Source organism: Shimazuella alba (genome assembly GCF_009831235.1).
In the GTDB taxonomy this organism is placed as follows: Bacteria; Bacillota; Bacilli; order Thermoactinomycetales; family Thermoactinomycetaceae; genus Shimazuella; species Shimazuella alba.
Genome location: NZ_WUUL01000004.1, coordinates 249831 through 267732, shown reverse-complemented (window position 1 = coordinate 267732; position 17902 = coordinate 249831). Strand labels below are relative to the sequence as shown.

Here is a 17902-nt window from a genome sequence, read left to right as displayed (position 1 = left end):
AGAATGATCGGCCACCAAGCGATTGGATATATTGTATACAGGACCCATAGATGGAAAGGGGATTCTAAATAATTAGTTATTGCTAAAAAAAATGATGACAATGCTACAAATCAATGAAAAACCCTTTGCTTTTCTATTATGTATAAGATACAAACTCACGGGCCAGAGCAATAGAAAGAAAGAGGGATAAATGAACCATAGATGATCAGAGCTAGTCAAGTAATTAACAATCACAAGAAGCAAGCTACTTATCAGGCTACCTCCAATAGCAAAGCCTAGATGATGCTTCCCCATCGCCTTACCCTCTACTTTGTACGTAACCAATAAAAGAACATGGACAATGGCCACCACAACACGACAAAGGTTGGATATACAAACCAAATTTCATCCGGAGTATAGTAGAAGTTAGCAAAAACAAACAAGCTAATGATTAATAAACTTCCCCATATGGAAAAACCGAGATTGATTTTGGACATATTCTTTTTTACGGGAATCGTTTTTTGTAACAATTCTTGTTTAATTTCATCGATATCTCCAAACTCGATGATTGCTTTGTTAATCGCATCCTCTTCTTCCTTGCCCTGTCCCATCAAATCTTGTACTTTTTCTTCTAAATTTTCTAGTATCTCTTGTTTTATGGTTTCTTTCTCTTCACTATCCGGGATATTTTTGAAAAGGGCATCTACATGTTGCTTTAAAGTTTTCACTTACAATCCCTCCATAAACAAATCAATAATATCTTTTGTCTCCTGCCATTCTTTTGCTATCTCGTGTAAATAGGCTCTTCCTAGTGGAGTGATCCGGTAATATTTTCGCTTACTACCATGCGTGATACTACCATAGTAGGATTCGATTAATTCTTTGCGGTGAAGTCGTTGAAAAACTGCATATAGTGTCGCTTCTTTTATATGAAATCGATCACTGGTACGCTCACTTATTTCTTTGGATATTTCATAACCATATCGATCCTTCTCCGATATTAATCGTAAGATGATGGAGTCCAAATGTCCACGAATAATATCACTTCTAATAATCCTTCCCTCCTAACTTCTGACCATCCACTTTTTAGCCCATATTATTCTATTATAGTAACGATTAGCAGAATGAAAAGACATGATTTGTTAACCTTTTAGCTTATTGGCTTGGAGAAATTTTTTAATGTAGCTAAATCCCATCAATTTTTTTCGATTTTCATCCCAAATACGGAAACGAAGAGATTTAAAGCTAGAAAAGAAAGTAACAGGTGCTACATCTTGGAATAATTCATTTTCTTTATGCGCTTTATCCAAGTAATAGTTTGGTACACGACTACTTAAGTGATGGATATGATGGAACCCAATATTACCAGTGAACCATTGCAAGATACGAGGCAATTTATAAAACGAACTTCCTTGTAAAGCTGCGTCTACATGGTTCCAGTTTTCGTCCTTTTCAAAATAAGCACCTTCGAATTGATGTTGAACATAAAACAACCAAACACCTGCTAAACCGGAAATCAGAAAAATAGGACCTTGAACTAGTAAAAATGCTTTCCAACCAATCAACCAACAAAAGAAGGCGATTAACCCGACAATAGCAATATTAGTAAGATACGTATTATTTTTCTCTCTTTGTTTTGCACCTTTTCGATTAAATCGATAGTTCACTAAGAAGATAAACGAAGGACCAAGTCCAAACATCACGATCGGATTCCGATATAAGCGATAAGCGATTCGTTTTAATTTCGGTAATTCCAGATACTCTTCTACTGTTAGCGTCCAGATATCTCCAACTCCATGCTTGTCCAAATTTCCACTTGTCGCATGGTGGCGAGAATGGCTGTACTTCCATTGATCATAAGGACAAAATGTCAAAATCCCCGTTATCGTTCCCACAATTCTATTTGCCTGTTTATTGGAAAAGAAGGAACCATGACAACAATCATGGAAAATAATAAAAATACGCACAAGGACACCTGCGGTTACGATTGCCAAAGGTAAAGTTAACCAGTAAGAAATCGATAAACTCCAATACGTTGCATACCACAATAATACTAACGGAACAAAAGTATTGATTAATTGCCAGATACTGCGCTTTGTATTGGATTGTTCATATGGCGCGATCATTTGTCGCCAATTATTTTTATTTTTGCTTTCAGACATTTGAAGACCTCCAAAATCATAGATAATTTTTACTTTTGCTAATTTTCTTCTGTGTTTTTATTTGCCTCTATTTCCTACATAAACATTTTCACAGTCGAATTACTTTTCCTCATAGAGTAATTCTCATTTATAGTACTCTATCAGATAGAATAATGCAACCACTTTTTTACGAAGAAAATATCTTAGAATATCTACCTTTGAGAAAAAAGAGATCCAATTGCTTATATAGATAGAGTAATAACATATGATTTTACTCTATTAGGTATAAGATAATTAATTCAAGACAAGTTTCTTTTGTTCAATAGAGTCTAAGCATATTAAATACACAGTAATTGGGTATACACCCCTCTCTTTTGTTGACTATGAATAAGACAAAAGCTACACTTTTTTTGAAGTATATCCACATGGAACAGGAGTTTCACATGAAGAGGCTGGTGACTGTGTTCGAGTACGTAGCTCCAAGCGACAACAATCCGATACTCGAACCGATCTCGCCATTCAACTGGATTTTCTGTATCGTCTCCCCTGACGGATCGGACAATGCTTGCCAATTCGAGTTGTATGCATTCGAAGATCGGATTGATAAGATCATCTGCCACACCTACCCGAACCTTCGTCCTACTGAAGGAGTACATCATTCTGGCCATGAGTTTGACACCCCCAACGGTCTTATCTACACTGGGGAACCGGGAAACTGCCCCACATGGAAGAAGAACCGGAAGTTTGTGTTCCTCAACAGGCTCGATCCTCAGAAGTATCAGATCCGCGACGAGCAGCTAATCAAGAAGGGCTAAGCCCGCTTGTATCTTCTCTACGAAACACCTGAAATATGTGTCCCCCTGCACCTACACTACTTGTGCAGGGGCTCCATCTGATTTTTTATTCCCATCACTTCTTCCTATTTCCTTATAGAGAATAAATGGATGATCCAAAATGATGATTTATGATTCATGATTCCTTCTCAAACCATAAAAAAAGAGGTTATCCTCATATCTGAGAAAACCTCTTTTCATTATTGATTTATACCAGCATCAAATGCCTCTTGCTCTAGAATCGGTTTGTTCGTCGAATACTTTGCTAATGCTTTAAAAGGGGTCTTCCAACTCAGTTCAATTTTCTAAAACGATTGAATACCAAGCAGCCCGATCCATTGGAAACTGATTCGACCTAAATACAATTCTTTATTAAAATATTGCTTGCTGGACGAAAGATGAAACCTATGATGCTTAGATTTCCATCACAAATATAGCTTCCGAAATAGTAAAATCATTTTTGTATCTATTCTTTTTCTATTCTTTTAACTCTACAACTTTCCCATCAGTCATCCTTATCAATTCATCAGGAGCCATTTGAAAAACTGTTTTGGGATGACCTGCTGCTGCCCAGATTGTCTCATACTGCAATAAATCTTCATCTATCAAAATTTTCAGTGGATGACTATGCCCAATAGGAGCTACTCCACCAATAACAAAACCTGTTTGCTTTTTGACAAAACCAGCATTTGCTTTGGCTAGTTTTTCGCCTATTATGCTCTCTATTTTGTTCTCATCAATTCTATTTATCCCACTTGCGACTACTAACAAAGCCGTATTAGGTGCCTCTAACTTAAATATGATCGATTTTGCGATTTGGGCAACTGAGCACCCGATTGCAGCAGCTGCTGTTTTTGCTGTATGCGCATCCTCAGGCAATGTGACGATATTGCTAGAATGCCCAATGTCATGCAATATTTGCTGGACCGCTTTTACTTTTTCATTCATGCTAGGCCGCTCATACTTTCGTTCCTTTCATTTGCCACAAGTAAGTTCTCCACAACTATACTATTAATTGCGTTGATATAAGCCAAAGCACTTGCCTTCATGATATCTGTTTCAGTTGCTTTCGCAGTATAGGTTTGACCTTTGTATTCTACCTGTATCTTTACTTTCCCCAATGCTTCTTTCCCTCTAGACACACTGCTAATGTGATATTCGACCAATTTAACTTCTAATTCACATGCATCTGTGATAGCAGAATAAAGAGCATCAATAGGACCTGTGCCAACGCTACTACTTTTCAATACTTCATTTCCTTTTTTCATATGGATACTAGCAGAAGGGAATGTTGTATTACTTATTACTTGTAGATCAATCAGTTCATAGAAATAATCGCTATAAGTCACATCTTGCTTCTCTTCGTTTTTAGCATAGTAATTTTCTACTAGAACATATAAATCGTGATTATATACTTCTTTCTTAGCATCTGCTAATGCTAAGAAATCTTGAAAGATCCCCTCAAATTGCTCAGCCGTTAGAGATTGAAACCCTAGTTTCTCTAGTGCATTCTTCACCGCATGACGACCAGAACGAGCAGTTAAAACCAACTCCATGTCATCCAGTCCAATATCTACTGGACTAATAATCTCATATGCATCTCTGGATTTTAACAAGCCATCTTGATGGATACCAGAAGAATGGGCAAATGCGTTGCCACCTGTGATCGCTTTGTTTACCTGCACATCGATTCCCATAAAACTACTGACCAATCGAGATGTATTCATAATTTCTTTCTTATTGATATTAGTATGTGCACCATAAACAGTTGATCGAGTGTGTAGTGCCATAACCACTTCTTCTAAAGCAGCATTTCCTGCACGTTCCCCTATTCCATTGATCGTACATTCTACTTTATCCGCTCCATTTTTTATCGCAGCTAAAGTATTGGCTGTAGCCATACCCAAGTCATTGTGACAGTGAACACTCAACAATACTTTGTCATTTAAGTTTTTCAATCGATCATTTATTTTAAAGATCAATTCCCCGAACTCTTCTGGGACAGCAAATCCGACTGTGTCTGGCACATTGATAATCGTTGCTCCTGCTTTTACTACGGCTTCAATCGTAGACCATAAATACTCGAAATCGGAACGAGATGCATCTTCTGTGGAGTACTGAACCTCAGGCAACAGTGTTTTCGCATATTTGACTGCTTCTACTCCAATATCAAGAATTTGATCTTTGGATTTTCCAAACTTCTTCTCTACATGAATGTCAGAAGTTCCTAGAACGATATGTATCAATGGATTTACTGCAACCTTTACACTGTTATAAACTGCATCGATATCCGCTTTGACAGCTCTAGCTAATGCAGTGATGATGATGTCATCTGTATTGCCAACTTTGGATGCAACCTCTTTAACTGCTTGAAAGTCACCAGTGGAAGACGCAGGAAAACCTGCTTCGATAATATCTACCTGCAATTTTTTCAGTTGTTGAGCTACTTCTAACTTTTCATACAGATTTAGTTTTGCCCCTGGGACTTGCTCTCCATCACGTAAAGTTGTATCAAATACCCAAATTTTCCTTGTCATATCACATACACTCCTCATTTTTTTATATTAAAAAAAGCCCCGCCTCTATATATAAATAGAGACGAGACTTTGCTCGCGGTACCACTCTAATTGATTAACCCAAACATGATTAATCCACTCGTTTTCGATAGCAAACACTATCTATCTTTTTAACGGTAGAAGACCGACATCCCCTACTCAGAAATTTCAGGGAGTAGCTCATGGATGAGTTCAAAGGACAAAAGCTACCAATTTCCACCAACCATTGGCTCTCTAATAAGCTGTTGCTTCCTTTTACTATTTCCAATCTTTGCATACACTTATTCGATTATGTGCAATAATATATCTTTTATTTCCTCTTGTCAATTATTTTTTATTCATCGATTACGAATTATGAGGAAAGCTCCAGTCGATCAATGGGAAAATATTCACAAATTAAAAATAAATTTTCCCCTTGATGTCTTGTACTACAAACTTTGTAAATCAGCCAATCATCATCATTCAACCCTAGATGTTTGGCAATAATAGAGTCTTGAATAATGCCATAATCTAAAATTTCTCGATAATATTCCAGTTTATTTTTTTCTAAAATTTTCCCTATAGGTATGTCCGTACCATAAAGCTCATCGCTGATATCATTAGTGATATTTTCCTTATAAAAAAGCGTCTCTGCAAATATGTACCTTCGAGAATGATCGTCTACCAAACAAATCTCTCGTAATACAGGTTTTTCAAGCTGTTCCTTATGATATCTTTTCATAAGCTTTGGACATTCGCTCAACTCTTGTTGATTTATAATTTCTACTTTTAATTGAACCTCGTAAAGAATTTCAATTAATTTTGTAATGGATGAAGTTGTCTGAACAATGAGATTTCCAATTCTATTTAAGTGAAGTTGATTAAAATTCTCCATATGCCCACTTCTTTCCACTTAAATTTAGCATAGCTACTTTGAAGAGCTCTAAGCTATATCATTTACTGTTTTAGACCTACATAACTCTCTGCAAATAATTTTGCATATGTATCGGTCTGCTGTAACCTTTCTAGTCTAACTTGACGCAACCGATCGGAAAAATCTTTATCCTTATTTTGGTCGCTGTCTGCGTTACTGTGGATCAATCGTATCATCCAATCTGAAAACTCTTGGGTCTTCCACACTCGTGGCAGGCAAACGTGGGAATACTCTCTTAATAACACTTCGTCTCCACTTCGAAAATAGTGAATAAGTGCATTGGCAAGAACATCAGCGTCTGAAATTGCTAAGTTCATGCCTTTTGCTCCTACTGGAGTGATAATATGCGCAGCATCCCCAGCAAGAAAAAGTCTTTTGTACTGCATAGGCTCCATCACCACACTGCGCATGTTGAGAACTCTTTTTTCTACAATAGGACCTTGGATTAAGTTTTCATCCCCATCCACAGCTAGGCGTTTGCCCAGTTCACTCCATATACGGTCATCGGACCAATTCGATAGTTGATCATTGGGGGGACACTCCAAATAGTAACGAGTAATCTGAGAGGTTCGTGGCATCTGCCCAGCAAACCCTGATTTATGCAGGGCATACACAAGCTTTTTCGTCGAGGATGGCACCTCCGCAAGGATCGCTAACCATCCAATTCCATATTGTTTGCTGAAAATCTTTGTATCAGTAGAAGGAATAGAAGAACGGCACAAGCCTTGAAACCCATCGCATCCTGCAATGAAATCACACTCTACTTTTAATACGGAGTTTTCAGAAGAAGTACAAGTGATTACTGCTCGATCACTCTCTAAACCCTCTATCTTGACTGCCGGATGGGAAAAAAATACTATCCCACCACGAGAAATAAATAACTGGAGCAAATCTTGTACGATAAACTGCTGAGGGTATACAAAATGAGATGCATGAACGTGATCCCCATATGGAATCATGTATCTGCGGCCACCATGACGAAATTCGCACGTAGTATGAGGTACTCCGTTCAGATCCATCCCTTCTGAAAAACCATGTTTTCTTAAAAGTTCCACGATCTGATGTTCAATTAAACCAGCTCGAGCCCTAGACTCTACATAAGCTCGAGATTGTCGTTCCACAACGACACAATCAATGCCCTCTTTTTGTAGCAATAGAGCTAAAACGAGACCAGCAGGGCCTGCACCAACGATTGCTGCTTGAGTAGAAATATGTTTCAAGAGTGACCGTGAGTTCATCATTTACTAGAACCTCCTAAACTCCCTAGAAAACTCAATCTGTTATTTCAACTAATCAACTTAAGATAAAATCGTGGGACTTTTCGTGTTTACTAATTGTACAAGGTTATCGTTACGAACTTATTTTGGTTTTGACATCATACTATAATTAAATTTGAATGATTTATATTATACTGTATATTATGATTTTTTTAAATAATACTATTTGATATCTCATACTAAACAAAAAAGAAAAATCCATTATAAATAGGAGATTGCTGTAATTAATAGAAACATCTTATTTTGCTATTGATTCTTTATAAACACGTATTTTATAGTGATGTCTTTCCATACGAGAGCACCGAAGAAATCGCTCAATATTAATATGAATATTGGGAATATTATTAGCGTGCAGACTACCGACTGGTCGATAGTCTTGCAACCAAGTAATTGGACATCCGTCCATGATTAACTGGTCACAGGCACATAAGCCGCACTCAACCGTTGCGATCCTAGAGGATCCGGAAGAGCTGGTTGAGCTTGTCACTCGCGATCTTGAGCGTGTTCCCAACGATCTCCACTGCGATGCGGAGATCACCGACCTGCATACATACGTACTCGCCGGGCAGGAAAGTCTCAAGCAAGAGGATCACCCTCTCGGCTCCATTGCTGGGAAGGATGGCGAAGTACTGCGTCTCTCCCCTCTTGACCTCGCGGAAGTCTTCCGTGGCCAGGCGAATGCGGCCGGGGAGGCCACCCGGGAGGAAATCACCCTTGTGCATGATTCCCTTGACACCTTCGAACTCGAAGCCACCGCCGATGGTCGCACAGCCGTTGTTGACCTTGATGTTGCTGAAGACCGAAGTCATCGTCTCTCCTAGAAAGCGCATTGGGAATGCCTGCTGTATGCTAATCTTTATGTTATCAAAGGCGAATTGTTTTGTCATATGGTAATATTATTAAAATGATAAAAATTTACTTATTTTGATTCTATGAAAGAAAAAGGATGTGAATGGATGACAGATCGCATTGTTAGTATGAACTGGGTACGAGATCATTTACATAATTCAGATGTCGTATTGGCTGATTGCCGTTTTATCCTTGGTCAATCAAATGGAAAAGCTTCATTAAAGGAATATCTTCCAAGTGCCGTTTATTTTGATTTGGAAAAAGATCTCTCAGCCTCCGTACAAAAACACGGAGGAAGACACCCTTTACCTGAAATCTCTACACTCGTCCAAACGATCCAGAATGCTGGGATAAATGCCAATACACATGTTATCGCCTACGATGACCAAGATGGTGCGATGGCTTCTCGTCTGTGGTGGTTACTTACCTATGTTGGACATAAAAAAGTTTCTGTAATGGATGGTAATTTTAGCGAATGGAAAAAGTTAGGCTACCCAGTAACCAATGAAACCTGTGAGCGAAAACCATCTACCTTTGTTCCACTCCTTCAACCACAAATGCTGGTGAGCATGGAAGAAGTGAAACAAAAACTGACTCATCCAGATGCTGCTATCATTGATTCTCGTGAAGAGAAGAGATACCTAGGCGAAACCGAGCCAATCGACTCTGTAGCTGGACACATCCCTAATGCTCTTCATTCGTTTTGGAAAGATGCAAAAGATGAAAACGGTCACTTCCGTTCATCGAAACAACTGCAAGAGCACTTCAAAAAGATCCCCTCTGCAAAAGAAATTATCGTGTACTGCGGCTCTGGAATCACAGCAACTCCAAATGTGCTTGCACTCCAAGAAGCTGGATTTGAAAATGTAAAGCTATATGCAGGGAGCTGGAGTGATTGGATATCTTATCCTGATAATCCGGTTGCCAAAGGGAAAGAAAACTAGTTCATGTTTATTAAAATACTTATCCTATAATGAGGTTGCTTTCTAATTTATAGTTCAGTAAAATGTACTTACTATACGCAAAAACTTTGACGGAGAAGAGTAAACAGAAAAACCCACAGAGAGAGGAATCTGCCAAATTGGTAGCTGTGAGATTCTTCGGGATATGATCTGTTGAATGTCACTCCAGAGTCGCTCCCGCCAAATTCAAACAAACTTGATTAGTAGTTGGAGCCGTTTACCTACGTTACAGGTTCAAGTGAGTAAGAGTGTGCAAATTTACACATACACTTTTGCTAACAAAGGTGGTACCGCGAACTAATCCTTTCGTCCTTTGAGATGAAGGGATTTTTTATATTTTATAAAGGATTCAGGGAGGTTCTTCATTTGGAAAGCACAAGTAAGGAAATCACAATGCCGACAAAATATGATCCAAAATCGGTTGAAAAAGACAGGTATCAATTTTGGCTGGATCATGAACTATTTAAGGCTTCAGAAGATAAAACGAAAGAAACGTTTAGTATTGTATTACCACCCCCAAATGTAACTGGAATGCTGCATATGGGTCATGCTTTGGATTTCACATTGCAAGACATCTTAATACGAATGAAACGCATGCAAGGTTTTGATACATTATGGGTTCCTGGAATGGACCACGCTGGGATCGCAACACAAGCCAAAGTAGAAGAAAAACTGAGAGAAGAAGGGTTATCCCGACATGATCTTGGTAGAGAAAAATTTCTTGAAAAAGTATGGGAATGGAAACATCATTTTGCATCTATCATTCACGAACAATGGAGCAAGATGGGCTTTTCGATGGATTACTCCAGAGAGCGTTTTACAATGGATGAAGGTTTGTCTCAGGCTGTTCGTAAAGTATTTGTGGATCTGTATCAAAAAGGCTTAATCTATCGTGGAAAATACATTATTAACTGGGACCCTGTAGCACGCACAGCACTTTCTGACATTGAGGTTATCCACAAAGAGGTAAAAGGAGCCCTTCATCATCTTCGTTACCCACTTACTGATGGCTCTGGATATATACAAGTAGCCACCACGCGACCAGAAACGATGCTTGGAGACACTGCTATCGCAGTACATCCAGCTGACGCACGATACCAAAATCTGATTGGAAAAATGGTAAAGCTACCTTTAACTAATCGAGAAATCCCGATTATTGCAGATGAGTATGTAGATAAAGAATTTGGAACCGGTGCTGTAAAAATAACTCCTGCACATGATCCTAACGATTTTGAAATGGGTCTACGTCACGATCTACTACAACTTGTCGTGATGGATGAATCAGGAACCATGAATGAAAATGCAGGCAAATACAAAGGGTTGGATCGATTTGAAGCACGCAAACAAATCACAACAGATCTTCAAGCATCAGGAGTAATGGTTGAAATAGAAGAGCATATCCACTCTGTCGGTCATAGTGAACGCAGCGGTGCAGTAGTCGAACCATATCTATCTACCCAATGGTTTGTAAAAATGAAGCCACTAGCCCAGCGAGCAGTAACGCTACAAAAAGGGGAAGACAAAGTTCAATTTGTACCTGAACGATTTGAAAAGCTTTATGTGGATTGGATTGAAAACATTCGCGACTGGTGTATCTCACGCCAATTATGGTGGGGACATCGGATTCCAGCTTGGCATTGCGATACATGTAAAGAAATAACCGTATCTATGGATAATCCTACTTCATGCTCTCACTGTGGAAGCTCGAACATTTCACAGGATGAAGATGTACTTGATACTTGGTTTAGTTCTGCCTTATGGCCATTTTCAACCATGGGTTGGCCTGAAGAAACAACTGATTTAAACCGTTATTTTCCAAACAGTGTGCTGATCACTGGTCATGACATTATTTACCCATGGGTAGCCCGGATGATATTTACCGCTTTGGAATTTAAAGGCACAAAACCATTCGAAGACGTACTCATACACGGATTGGTTCGTGATTCAGAAGGGATCAAAATGTCCAAATCCCTTGGAAATGGTATAGATCCTTTGGAAGTGATCGATCAATACGGTACAGATGCGATGAGATTTATGATCTCCACTGGTTCAACACCAGGACAAGATTTACGTTTCCGCTGGGAAAGAGTGGAGTCAGCAAGAAATTTCATTAATAAGATTTGGAATGCTTCTCGTTTTGTATTGATGAATCTAAATGATTTTCGTTATGAGGATATCGATTTATCAGGTTCCTTAAATACCGCAGACAAATGGATTCTTACAAGATTACAAGAAACCATTACACTTGTAACCCAGCAACTAGATAGTTATCACTACAATGAAGCAGGTAAAATCCTGTATGAATTTGTTTGGGATGAATTCTGTGACTGGTACATCGAGTTTGCCAAACTCTCTCTTTATGGAGATGCTGAAACAGCAAAGCAGACAACTCGCTCCGTCCTCTGCTATGTACTCGACAACATTTTGCGGTTATTGCATCCATTTATGCCGTTTGTAACTGAAGAAATTTGGCAAAACATACCCCATGAAGGGAAAAGTATCGTAGTTGCTAGTTGGCCCGAATCCAAAGAAAACTACCAATATCCTAAAGCGGTAAACCAAATGAAACTCTATATGGATGTTATTCGCAGCGTTCGAAATATTCGTGCCGAAGTAAATGCTCCTTTAGGTAAAAAAATCAACATATTTATCAAACCAGATAATGAAAATACCTTACATGACCTTCAAGAAGGAGAACAATGGATTCGCAAACAGTGCAGCGCAGAAAGTTTAACCATTGATTCCAATATTACTATTGCAGAAAAAACGATAAGTGGAGTAGTAACAGGCGCAGAAATCCTATTACCACTAGCAGGACTCATCGATATCCAACAAGAATTAAATCGTTTAGAAAAAGAACTAAAAACATTGGATGCAGAAGTAAATCGAGTCCAAAAGAAACTGTCTAATCAAGGCTTTATTGGTAAAGCACCTGCTCATGTGATAGAAGAAGAACGCAACAAAGAAAAAGACTACCTCGAAAAACAAGAAAAAGTAAAAGCTCGCTTAGCAGAACTTCAAAGCTAAAAAAGGATGGGTTTTCTTCCATCCTTTTTTATATTTTGATATTCAAATTCGAGGGAAATTGGGTTTGGAGGTAGAAAAATAAAAAACTCCTTATCTAGTTAGGAGTTTAAATAAGTCCGTTACGAATTGGTTATCAAAACTGCACCTTGTCATTGTCCTCGCTCTGTCCTCTTGCTAATAAAGTGTTGAGCTGTTCAAGCAAGCTCCCACCACCAGTCAAAGAGATATTGCCGATTTTATCACATATTTTCTCTAAAAATTCCAGTTCTTTCAGCCTGTAAAGTGTTTGATTCTCTTCCATTAATTTTGCTGTATTGAGTAAGCTTCTTGTAGAAGCAGTCTCTTCTCTTCTCGTGATTACATTCGCTTGCGCACGTTTCTCAGCGATGAGTACAGTATTTAAAATTTCTTTAATATCTCCAGGCAAAATAACATCTTTTACACCAGCAAAAAGGAACTCGATACCAAAATCACTGCCTTTTTCTTTTAGTTTTTGCAATACATAGTTACCTACTTCTTGCTTTTTCAATAACAGCTCATCTAGCTTTAATGTCCCTATGTATTCTCTTAGAATCAACTGAAGTATGATATAAATCTGTTCTTCATACGACTTGATCTGTATTACCTTAAGTGGGTCTGTGATCTTATAATGACAGACAAAGTTGAGCCTCATGGAAATTTTATCTTCCGTCATGATCTCTTGTCCTGTCATATCGATTTGTTGTTGTCTAAAATCTACTATTTGAACAGTAACTTGAACTGGGCTCTTCCAAAAGAAATACCTGCCTGGCTTGAGGATCTTTTGTATCACATTATCATAATAGAGAATACCTTGTTCATGACTCATTATATGGTGATGAACAACATACTCATGGAGCTTCGGATGACTATAAACTGAAACATCGATCTTCGGATCAATCTCTGGATTTCGTCTATCTATGATAATAAAGTCATGTTTTTTTAGAACATTCCAAAATGCATATTTACCCGCTTTTAATACAGTTGCAAGTTTTCCATCTTCAAAATGGATCGCAATTTCGTAATCTTGCACATCTATCACAGTAAGTTCTTTTTGCAGCTCCACATCTTCTATATAAGTATTAATGTTTTTATCTACTGGATCAAAAATCTGATTTACATCTGCAGTAACAACATGATATTTCACAAATGGATTTAGAGTATGCTTCCCTGGTTGCAAACACTTTACATAGTTTCCATCCTTAAAAAGAAGTCCTCTCTCATCATTTTTTATCATTACTCGTAGCATCGTACCACCTCAAAAAATTTGAACCTTCCTAGAAATCCTTCCAAAATATTAGCGGAGTGTAACTTAAGGACAAGTCTCATCTACTCGTACACACGGATCAACCCTAGAGTTTATCCATAAAAAACTATAAAGTCTAAGAAAGATGCTCGTATGTAAAAAATAGCATCATCTTGCCCGGTATCCGTCCACTACAAGGCTTCTATTTTGGTGCTGCTGTCAACGATCAACAGATGCATAAGAATTTACTAGAAAGGTTTATAAAAGTAGTTTTTAACTAGCCATAGATGGTTTTCAAAACCATTGAGGAGTCGAACCTCGTTACCAATCCGAATGCTCTGCCACTGAGCTAATCACCGCTTGGTGATAGAGGAATCGAACCTCTGACCTTTCGGTTAAATAGGTGTTTTCTACTTTTCAGATATACCTTTTATCAGTGAAAAAAGGCACCGCTAGATCCTTCAGAGATCTCAAGCACATGAAAAGAGAACTTTTCAAGTATACAATAAAAAATAATATATTAATAGATGACATTAGTATTAATAATGTGAATTATCCATTTTTAAATTGCAATCGTACATACTGTTTTATACTAAATGGTTAATAATAAAAAATATACTGCCATTTATTACACTAGAAAATTATCAAAATATATTCTTGTTTTCATAGAAATTTGTATCTTATCTCCATTGTCCTTCAAGGAATATCAAATAAACATATTTTGTGCGACATAAGAACCATCTCCCTCTCGCATCAACTGCGTGAAGCATCCCCGAGGATGTTCCGTGACATCAATCCTTTGTCTTTCCACTACCCTATGTCTTCTTCCCCCTCTTTGTTATTTTTCCAAAAGGTTTATAGTAGGTGATAAAGACCATAAATAATAAACATAATAAATTAAAACTTGCAACAATTATGATGGACAACCAACTATTTTGGAAATCTTGATTTTGTAAGGATGCAACTCCAAGTTTATTGATGAATTCAAGTAGTCCAGTGGTCCATTTATTTAAAAATAATATCCCAATCGTAATAGTTAACAGGGTTAAAACCAATTTTATCGTTATCCAATAGTGTTTAAAAAGTCCCCACTGTGTCCATATAGATAAAAGGATACCTGTGAGTAAGCTTAATAATGCTGGATATTTAAGCAGATTCTCATCAATAACTTCCATACTAAGCAATGTGTAATGGAGTTGATGTTCGTCAACAGCGTTTTGCAAGTAAAAACCTAATAATAACATTCCAAATGTTCCACCGATCCATGATGCAACGGAAATAACATGAACTGCCACTAAAAATTGTTTTTTCTTTTGATTCAGTCTATAAGCCATTTAATACATAATCCTCCTACTTTAAAATTGATAAATTATCCAGTATGGTGTTTAAATGGATCGTCTCCACTTTTTGAAACCAAATATTTTTCGATTCGGCCATGTCCGTTAAGTCACCTTTATCACAACTTTTTCTGTATTTTAAATAAGGTAGTAGTAATCAACCCTGCACATAACCCCCATATACTATTTGTTACCAATACACTTACCATTGCTAATGGATTGGTTAAAGGTCCTTGCAATTGACCCGTTAGAATGGGCGAAAAGATACCACTCAAAATAATTGCCAATATACCATATCCAACTCCTACCAAAATTAGAGTAAGTACGGGTTGTGAATCTTGTTTTATGAAAATAGTTATTATCCAAGTGATGGAAATGATAATTGTAGCAGTGATACTTGCAACCGGCTGCCCAATGGCATCTGATATGCCTAATGTACTCATAAGTGGTCTTGCAAGTGCAATGAAAGAAAGAAAAGCAATAAGTTTCCAATTTAACCTAGTATTTATGTTGCTATATGACATAATATCCACCTCTTTTTAACTCAAATGTTTACACTCATACAATAAAATGAACTTCTTATCTCTTTCTAAAACAACCATTAAATAATTATTAAATACAAATTCAAATTTAATTTTCTGCCCTTTCCAAATCAATCTCCCTTCTTGTTTAGCAAGATATTTGAGAGATACGATTTTCAAAAGAGATCAGCTAGACTTGTAGAATAGAAGATATATTTAATAATTAAGTAAGAAAGCATTTATTTTTATAATCTAAGATAATTTCATTACGATTATCATTTAGCTTCTTTGAATATAGAGGTGACTGAAAGTGTCAATAAAAAAAAGATTGATATTATCTAATGTCGGGATGATTGTTATTCCAATTATTTGTTCTTTATTAGTGGAAATGATTTTGGGATATTTACTTTTTGCTGTATTTAATGAAAACCCGAAAAGTACTGATTTAAGACTATTTATTGGTTTTCGATTTATTGCAATGACAATCATATTAGTAGTAACAAATGGATTGTTAACTTATTATGTGTCGAAAACTATCCTCACCCCAATTAGAAAATTATCCTTTGCTGCAAAAAAAATCAGTGAGGGTGATTTGGAATACAGTGTAGAGTCGAATAAGAAAGATGAACTTGGTCAACTAGGTCATACATTTGAAACGATGCGTCTAAAACTAAGAGAAGCAAAGATTGCTCAAAAGGAATATGAAAGAAACCGTCAAGAATTGATTGCGAGTATTTCTCATGATCTGAAAACACCATTAACATCCATAAAAGGTTATGTAAAAGGAATTCAAGATGGAGTGGCAAACACTCCGGAAAAATTAGATCGTTATATGAAAACTATTTATAAGTCGGCAAATGAAATGGATGGACTCTTAGATGAATTGTTTCTATACTCTAAGTTGGATTTAGAACAATTACCATTCCGTTTTGAAGACGTAGATCTATATTCTTTTTTTGCTGATTTTATTGAAGAACTATCACTTAACTTTGATAAAAAACAGGATTCTGCAACCCTTATAGCAAATAAAGAAGATTCCTATACAGTTCAGGCGGATAGGGATAAGTTAAGGCGTGTTACAGTAAATATTATTCAAAATAGCATGAAATATATGGACAAAGAATACAAACAAATCCAAGTCAGTTTAATCTCCATGCACTCAGAGGTGATCGTAAAAATAAATGATAATGGAAGTGGAATAAGGAAAAAGGATCTTCCTTATATATTTGAAAGTTTTTATCGGACGGATACTTCGAGAAATTCTTCTACAGGTGGAAGTGGACTCGGATTATCAATAGCCAGAAAAATAATGGAAGAACATGGTGGAATGATTTGGGCCGACAGTGAATTAGGAAAAGGTACAACTATTTATTTCAAACTAAAAAAGGTGATATAAATGAAAAGAGTGTTGATCATTGAAGACGAATTAAATATTGCAGAACTGGAACGGGACTATTTAGAGGTTAATGGAATTGAAAGTTATATTGCTACAACAGGGAAAGAAGGACTAACACAAGCAATGACAAACACTTATGACCTTATTTTGTTAGACTTAATGCTTCCACGAGTTGATGGATTTGAGCTATGCAAACAATTAAGAAAAATATTAAATATACCAATATTAATGGTTACAGCTAGAAAAGAAGATATAGATAAGCTGCGAGGTTTTGACCATGGTGCTGATGATTACATAGTGAAGCCGTTCAATCCAAATGAGTTGGTAGCAAGAGTCAAAGCCCATATTGCAAGATATGATCGTTTAATCTATCGTGAACAAAACCATAGTGAAATTCAAATCAGAGGTTTAGTCATACACAGCGAGGCGAGAAAAGTGTTTATTAACGGCGAAGAAAAAATTCTTACCGCAAAAGAATTTGATTTATTAAGATTTTTGGCTACAAATCCGAACGTCGTATTCACAAAAGAACATTTAATAGAACGCATTTGGGGATATGATTCCATTGGAGATATCACTACTGTCACTGTTCACATCCGAAAAATTAGAGAAAAAATTGAGGATAGTCCTTCTACACCCCAATTCATTGAAACCATCTGGGGTGTAGGGTATCGATTTAATAAATAATAAAAGACTAGCTACAAAAATTTTTTTGTAGTTTTGTTCAACCACTACAAATGAAGTGTTTAACAACCAAATATTATATTCTAGTTTGTAACGGAAAACACTGTAGGAAAGCAGAAAACAAAAATGTATTCACTTCTAAAAAAACGAAACATTTTATAGAA

The 17902-nt window shown here is 36.9% G+C and carries 16 protein-coding genes and 2 other annotated features; of the genes, 5 read left to right on the top strand and 11 right to left on the bottom strand.

All coding sequences use genetic code 11. The features are described from left to right. Window positions 1-305: 305 nt before the first annotated feature. From GSM42_RS08195 to desA, 3 genes are all read right to left on the bottom strand, one after another. On the bottom strand, window positions 306-707 hold the full coding sequence (locus GSM42_RS08195; RefSeq protein ID WP_160801059.1) for a permease prefix domain 1-containing protein: 402 nt from the start codon (window positions 705-707) through the stop codon (window positions 306-308). Next, the gene (locus GSM42_RS08190) at window positions 708-1034 is read right to left on the bottom strand and encodes a helix-turn-helix transcriptional regulator (RefSeq protein ID WP_160801114.1); all 327 of its coding nucleotides are present in this window, start codon (window positions 1032-1034) and stop codon (window positions 708-710) included. It abuts the gene before it with no gap. 87 nt (window positions 1035-1121) lie between these two features. Further along, a complete protein-coding gene (desA, locus tag GSM42_RS08185; RefSeq protein ID WP_160801058.1) occupies window positions 1122-2141 on the bottom strand; it encodes a Delta(5) desaturase DesA in 1020 nt (339 codons plus the stop codon). Between the two features lie 422 nt (window positions 2142-2563). On the opposite strand from desA, the gene GSM42_RS08180 reads away from it, so the two are divergent. Continuing rightward, on the top strand, window positions 2564-2935 hold the full coding sequence (locus tag GSM42_RS08180) for a hypothetical protein (protein ID WP_237446513.1): 372 nt from the start codon (window positions 2564-2566) through the stop codon (window positions 2933-2935). 495 nt (window positions 2936-3430) lie between these two features. On the opposite strand, the gene GSM42_RS08175 is transcribed toward GSM42_RS08180, so the two are convergent. The 5 genes from GSM42_RS08175 to GSM42_RS08155 form a co-directional block, all read right to left on the bottom strand. Beyond that, window positions 3431-3901, bottom strand: a complete 471-nt coding sequence (locus GSM42_RS08175) for a YbaK/EbsC family protein (RefSeq protein WP_160801056.1) — start codon at window positions 3899-3901, stop codon at window positions 3431-3433. After that, window positions 3898-5490, bottom strand: coding sequence for a 2-isopropylmalate synthase (locus GSM42_RS08170; RefSeq protein WP_160801055.1), 1593 nt, complete (start codon window positions 5488-5490; stop codon window positions 3898-3900). The genes GSM42_RS08175 and GSM42_RS08170 overlap by 4 nt, the downstream gene beginning before the upstream one ends. Before the next feature lie 54 nt (window positions 5491-5544). After that, window positions 5545-5789, bottom strand: a binding site (T-box leader). 71 nt (window positions 5790-5860) lie between these two features. Continuing rightward, on the bottom strand, window positions 5861-6382 hold the full coding sequence (locus GSM42_RS08165; RefSeq protein ID WP_160801054.1) for a chorismate pyruvate-lyase family protein: 522 nt from the start codon (window positions 6380-6382) through the stop codon (window positions 5861-5863). Between the two features lie 62 nt (window positions 6383-6444). Continuing rightward, the gene (locus GSM42_RS08160; RefSeq protein ID WP_160801053.1) at window positions 6445-7662 is read right to left on the bottom strand and encodes a 4-hydroxybenzoate 3-monooxygenase; all 1218 of its coding nucleotides are present in this window, start codon (window positions 7660-7662) and stop codon (window positions 6445-6447) included. A 488-nt stretch (window positions 7663-8150) separates the two neighbouring features. Beyond that, window positions 8151-8507, bottom strand: a complete 357-nt coding sequence (locus GSM42_RS08155) for a hypothetical protein (RefSeq protein WP_160801052.1) — start codon at window positions 8505-8507, stop codon at window positions 8151-8153. A 147-nt stretch (window positions 8508-8654) separates the two neighbouring features. Here GSM42_RS08155 and GSM42_RS08150 point away from each other — a divergent pair, with 147 nt between their 5' ends. Both GSM42_RS08150 and GSM42_RS08145 read left to right on the top strand, forming a co-directional pair. Next, the gene (locus GSM42_RS08150; RefSeq protein WP_160801051.1) at window positions 8655-9491 is read left to right on the top strand and encodes a sulfurtransferase; all 837 of its coding nucleotides are present in this window, start codon (window positions 8655-8657) and stop codon (window positions 9489-9491) included. 77 nt (window positions 9492-9568) lie between these two features. Further along, window positions 9569-9826 (top strand) — a binding site (T-box leader). 76 nt (window positions 9827-9902) lie between these two features. Then, window positions 9903-12536: a valine--tRNA ligase gene (locus tag GSM42_RS08145; protein WP_237446526.1), complete on the top strand. Its 2634-nt coding sequence runs from the start codon at window positions 9903-9905 to the stop codon at window positions 12534-12536. 133 nt (window positions 12537-12669) lie between these two features. Here the strand turns inward: GSM42_RS08145 and GSM42_RS08140 are convergent, their stop codons facing one another. From GSM42_RS08140 to GSM42_RS08130, 3 genes are all read right to left on the bottom strand, one after another. Then, window positions 12670-13803, bottom strand: coding sequence for a slipin family protein (locus GSM42_RS08140; protein WP_160801049.1), 1134 nt, complete (start codon window positions 13801-13803; stop codon window positions 12670-12672). A gap of 812 nt (window positions 13804-14615) precedes the next feature. Continuing rightward, window positions 14616-15134 (bottom strand): hypothetical protein, encoded by a 519-nt coding sequence (locus GSM42_RS08135; RefSeq protein WP_160801048.1) that lies wholly within the window; start codon window positions 15132-15134, stop codon window positions 14616-14618. A 122-nt stretch (window positions 15135-15256) separates the two neighbouring features. Further along, window positions 15257-15661, bottom strand: coding sequence for a hypothetical protein (locus GSM42_RS08130; protein ID WP_160801047.1), 405 nt, complete (start codon window positions 15659-15661; stop codon window positions 15257-15259). A gap of 307 nt (window positions 15662-15968) precedes the next feature. Here GSM42_RS08130 and GSM42_RS08125 point away from each other — a divergent pair, with 307 nt between their 5' ends. Then, window positions 15969-17054 carry an ATP-binding protein gene (locus GSM42_RS08125; RefSeq protein ID WP_160801046.1) on the top strand — a complete coding sequence of 362 codons (1086 nt, stop codon included), beginning with the start codon at window positions 15969-15971 and terminating at the stop codon, window positions 17052-17054. Next, entirely contained in the window at window positions 17055-17741 is a 687-nt protein-coding gene (locus tag GSM42_RS08120) for a response regulator transcription factor (protein ID WP_160801045.1), read from the top strand. It begins immediately after the preceding gene. Window positions 17742-17902 lie beyond the last annotated feature (161 nt).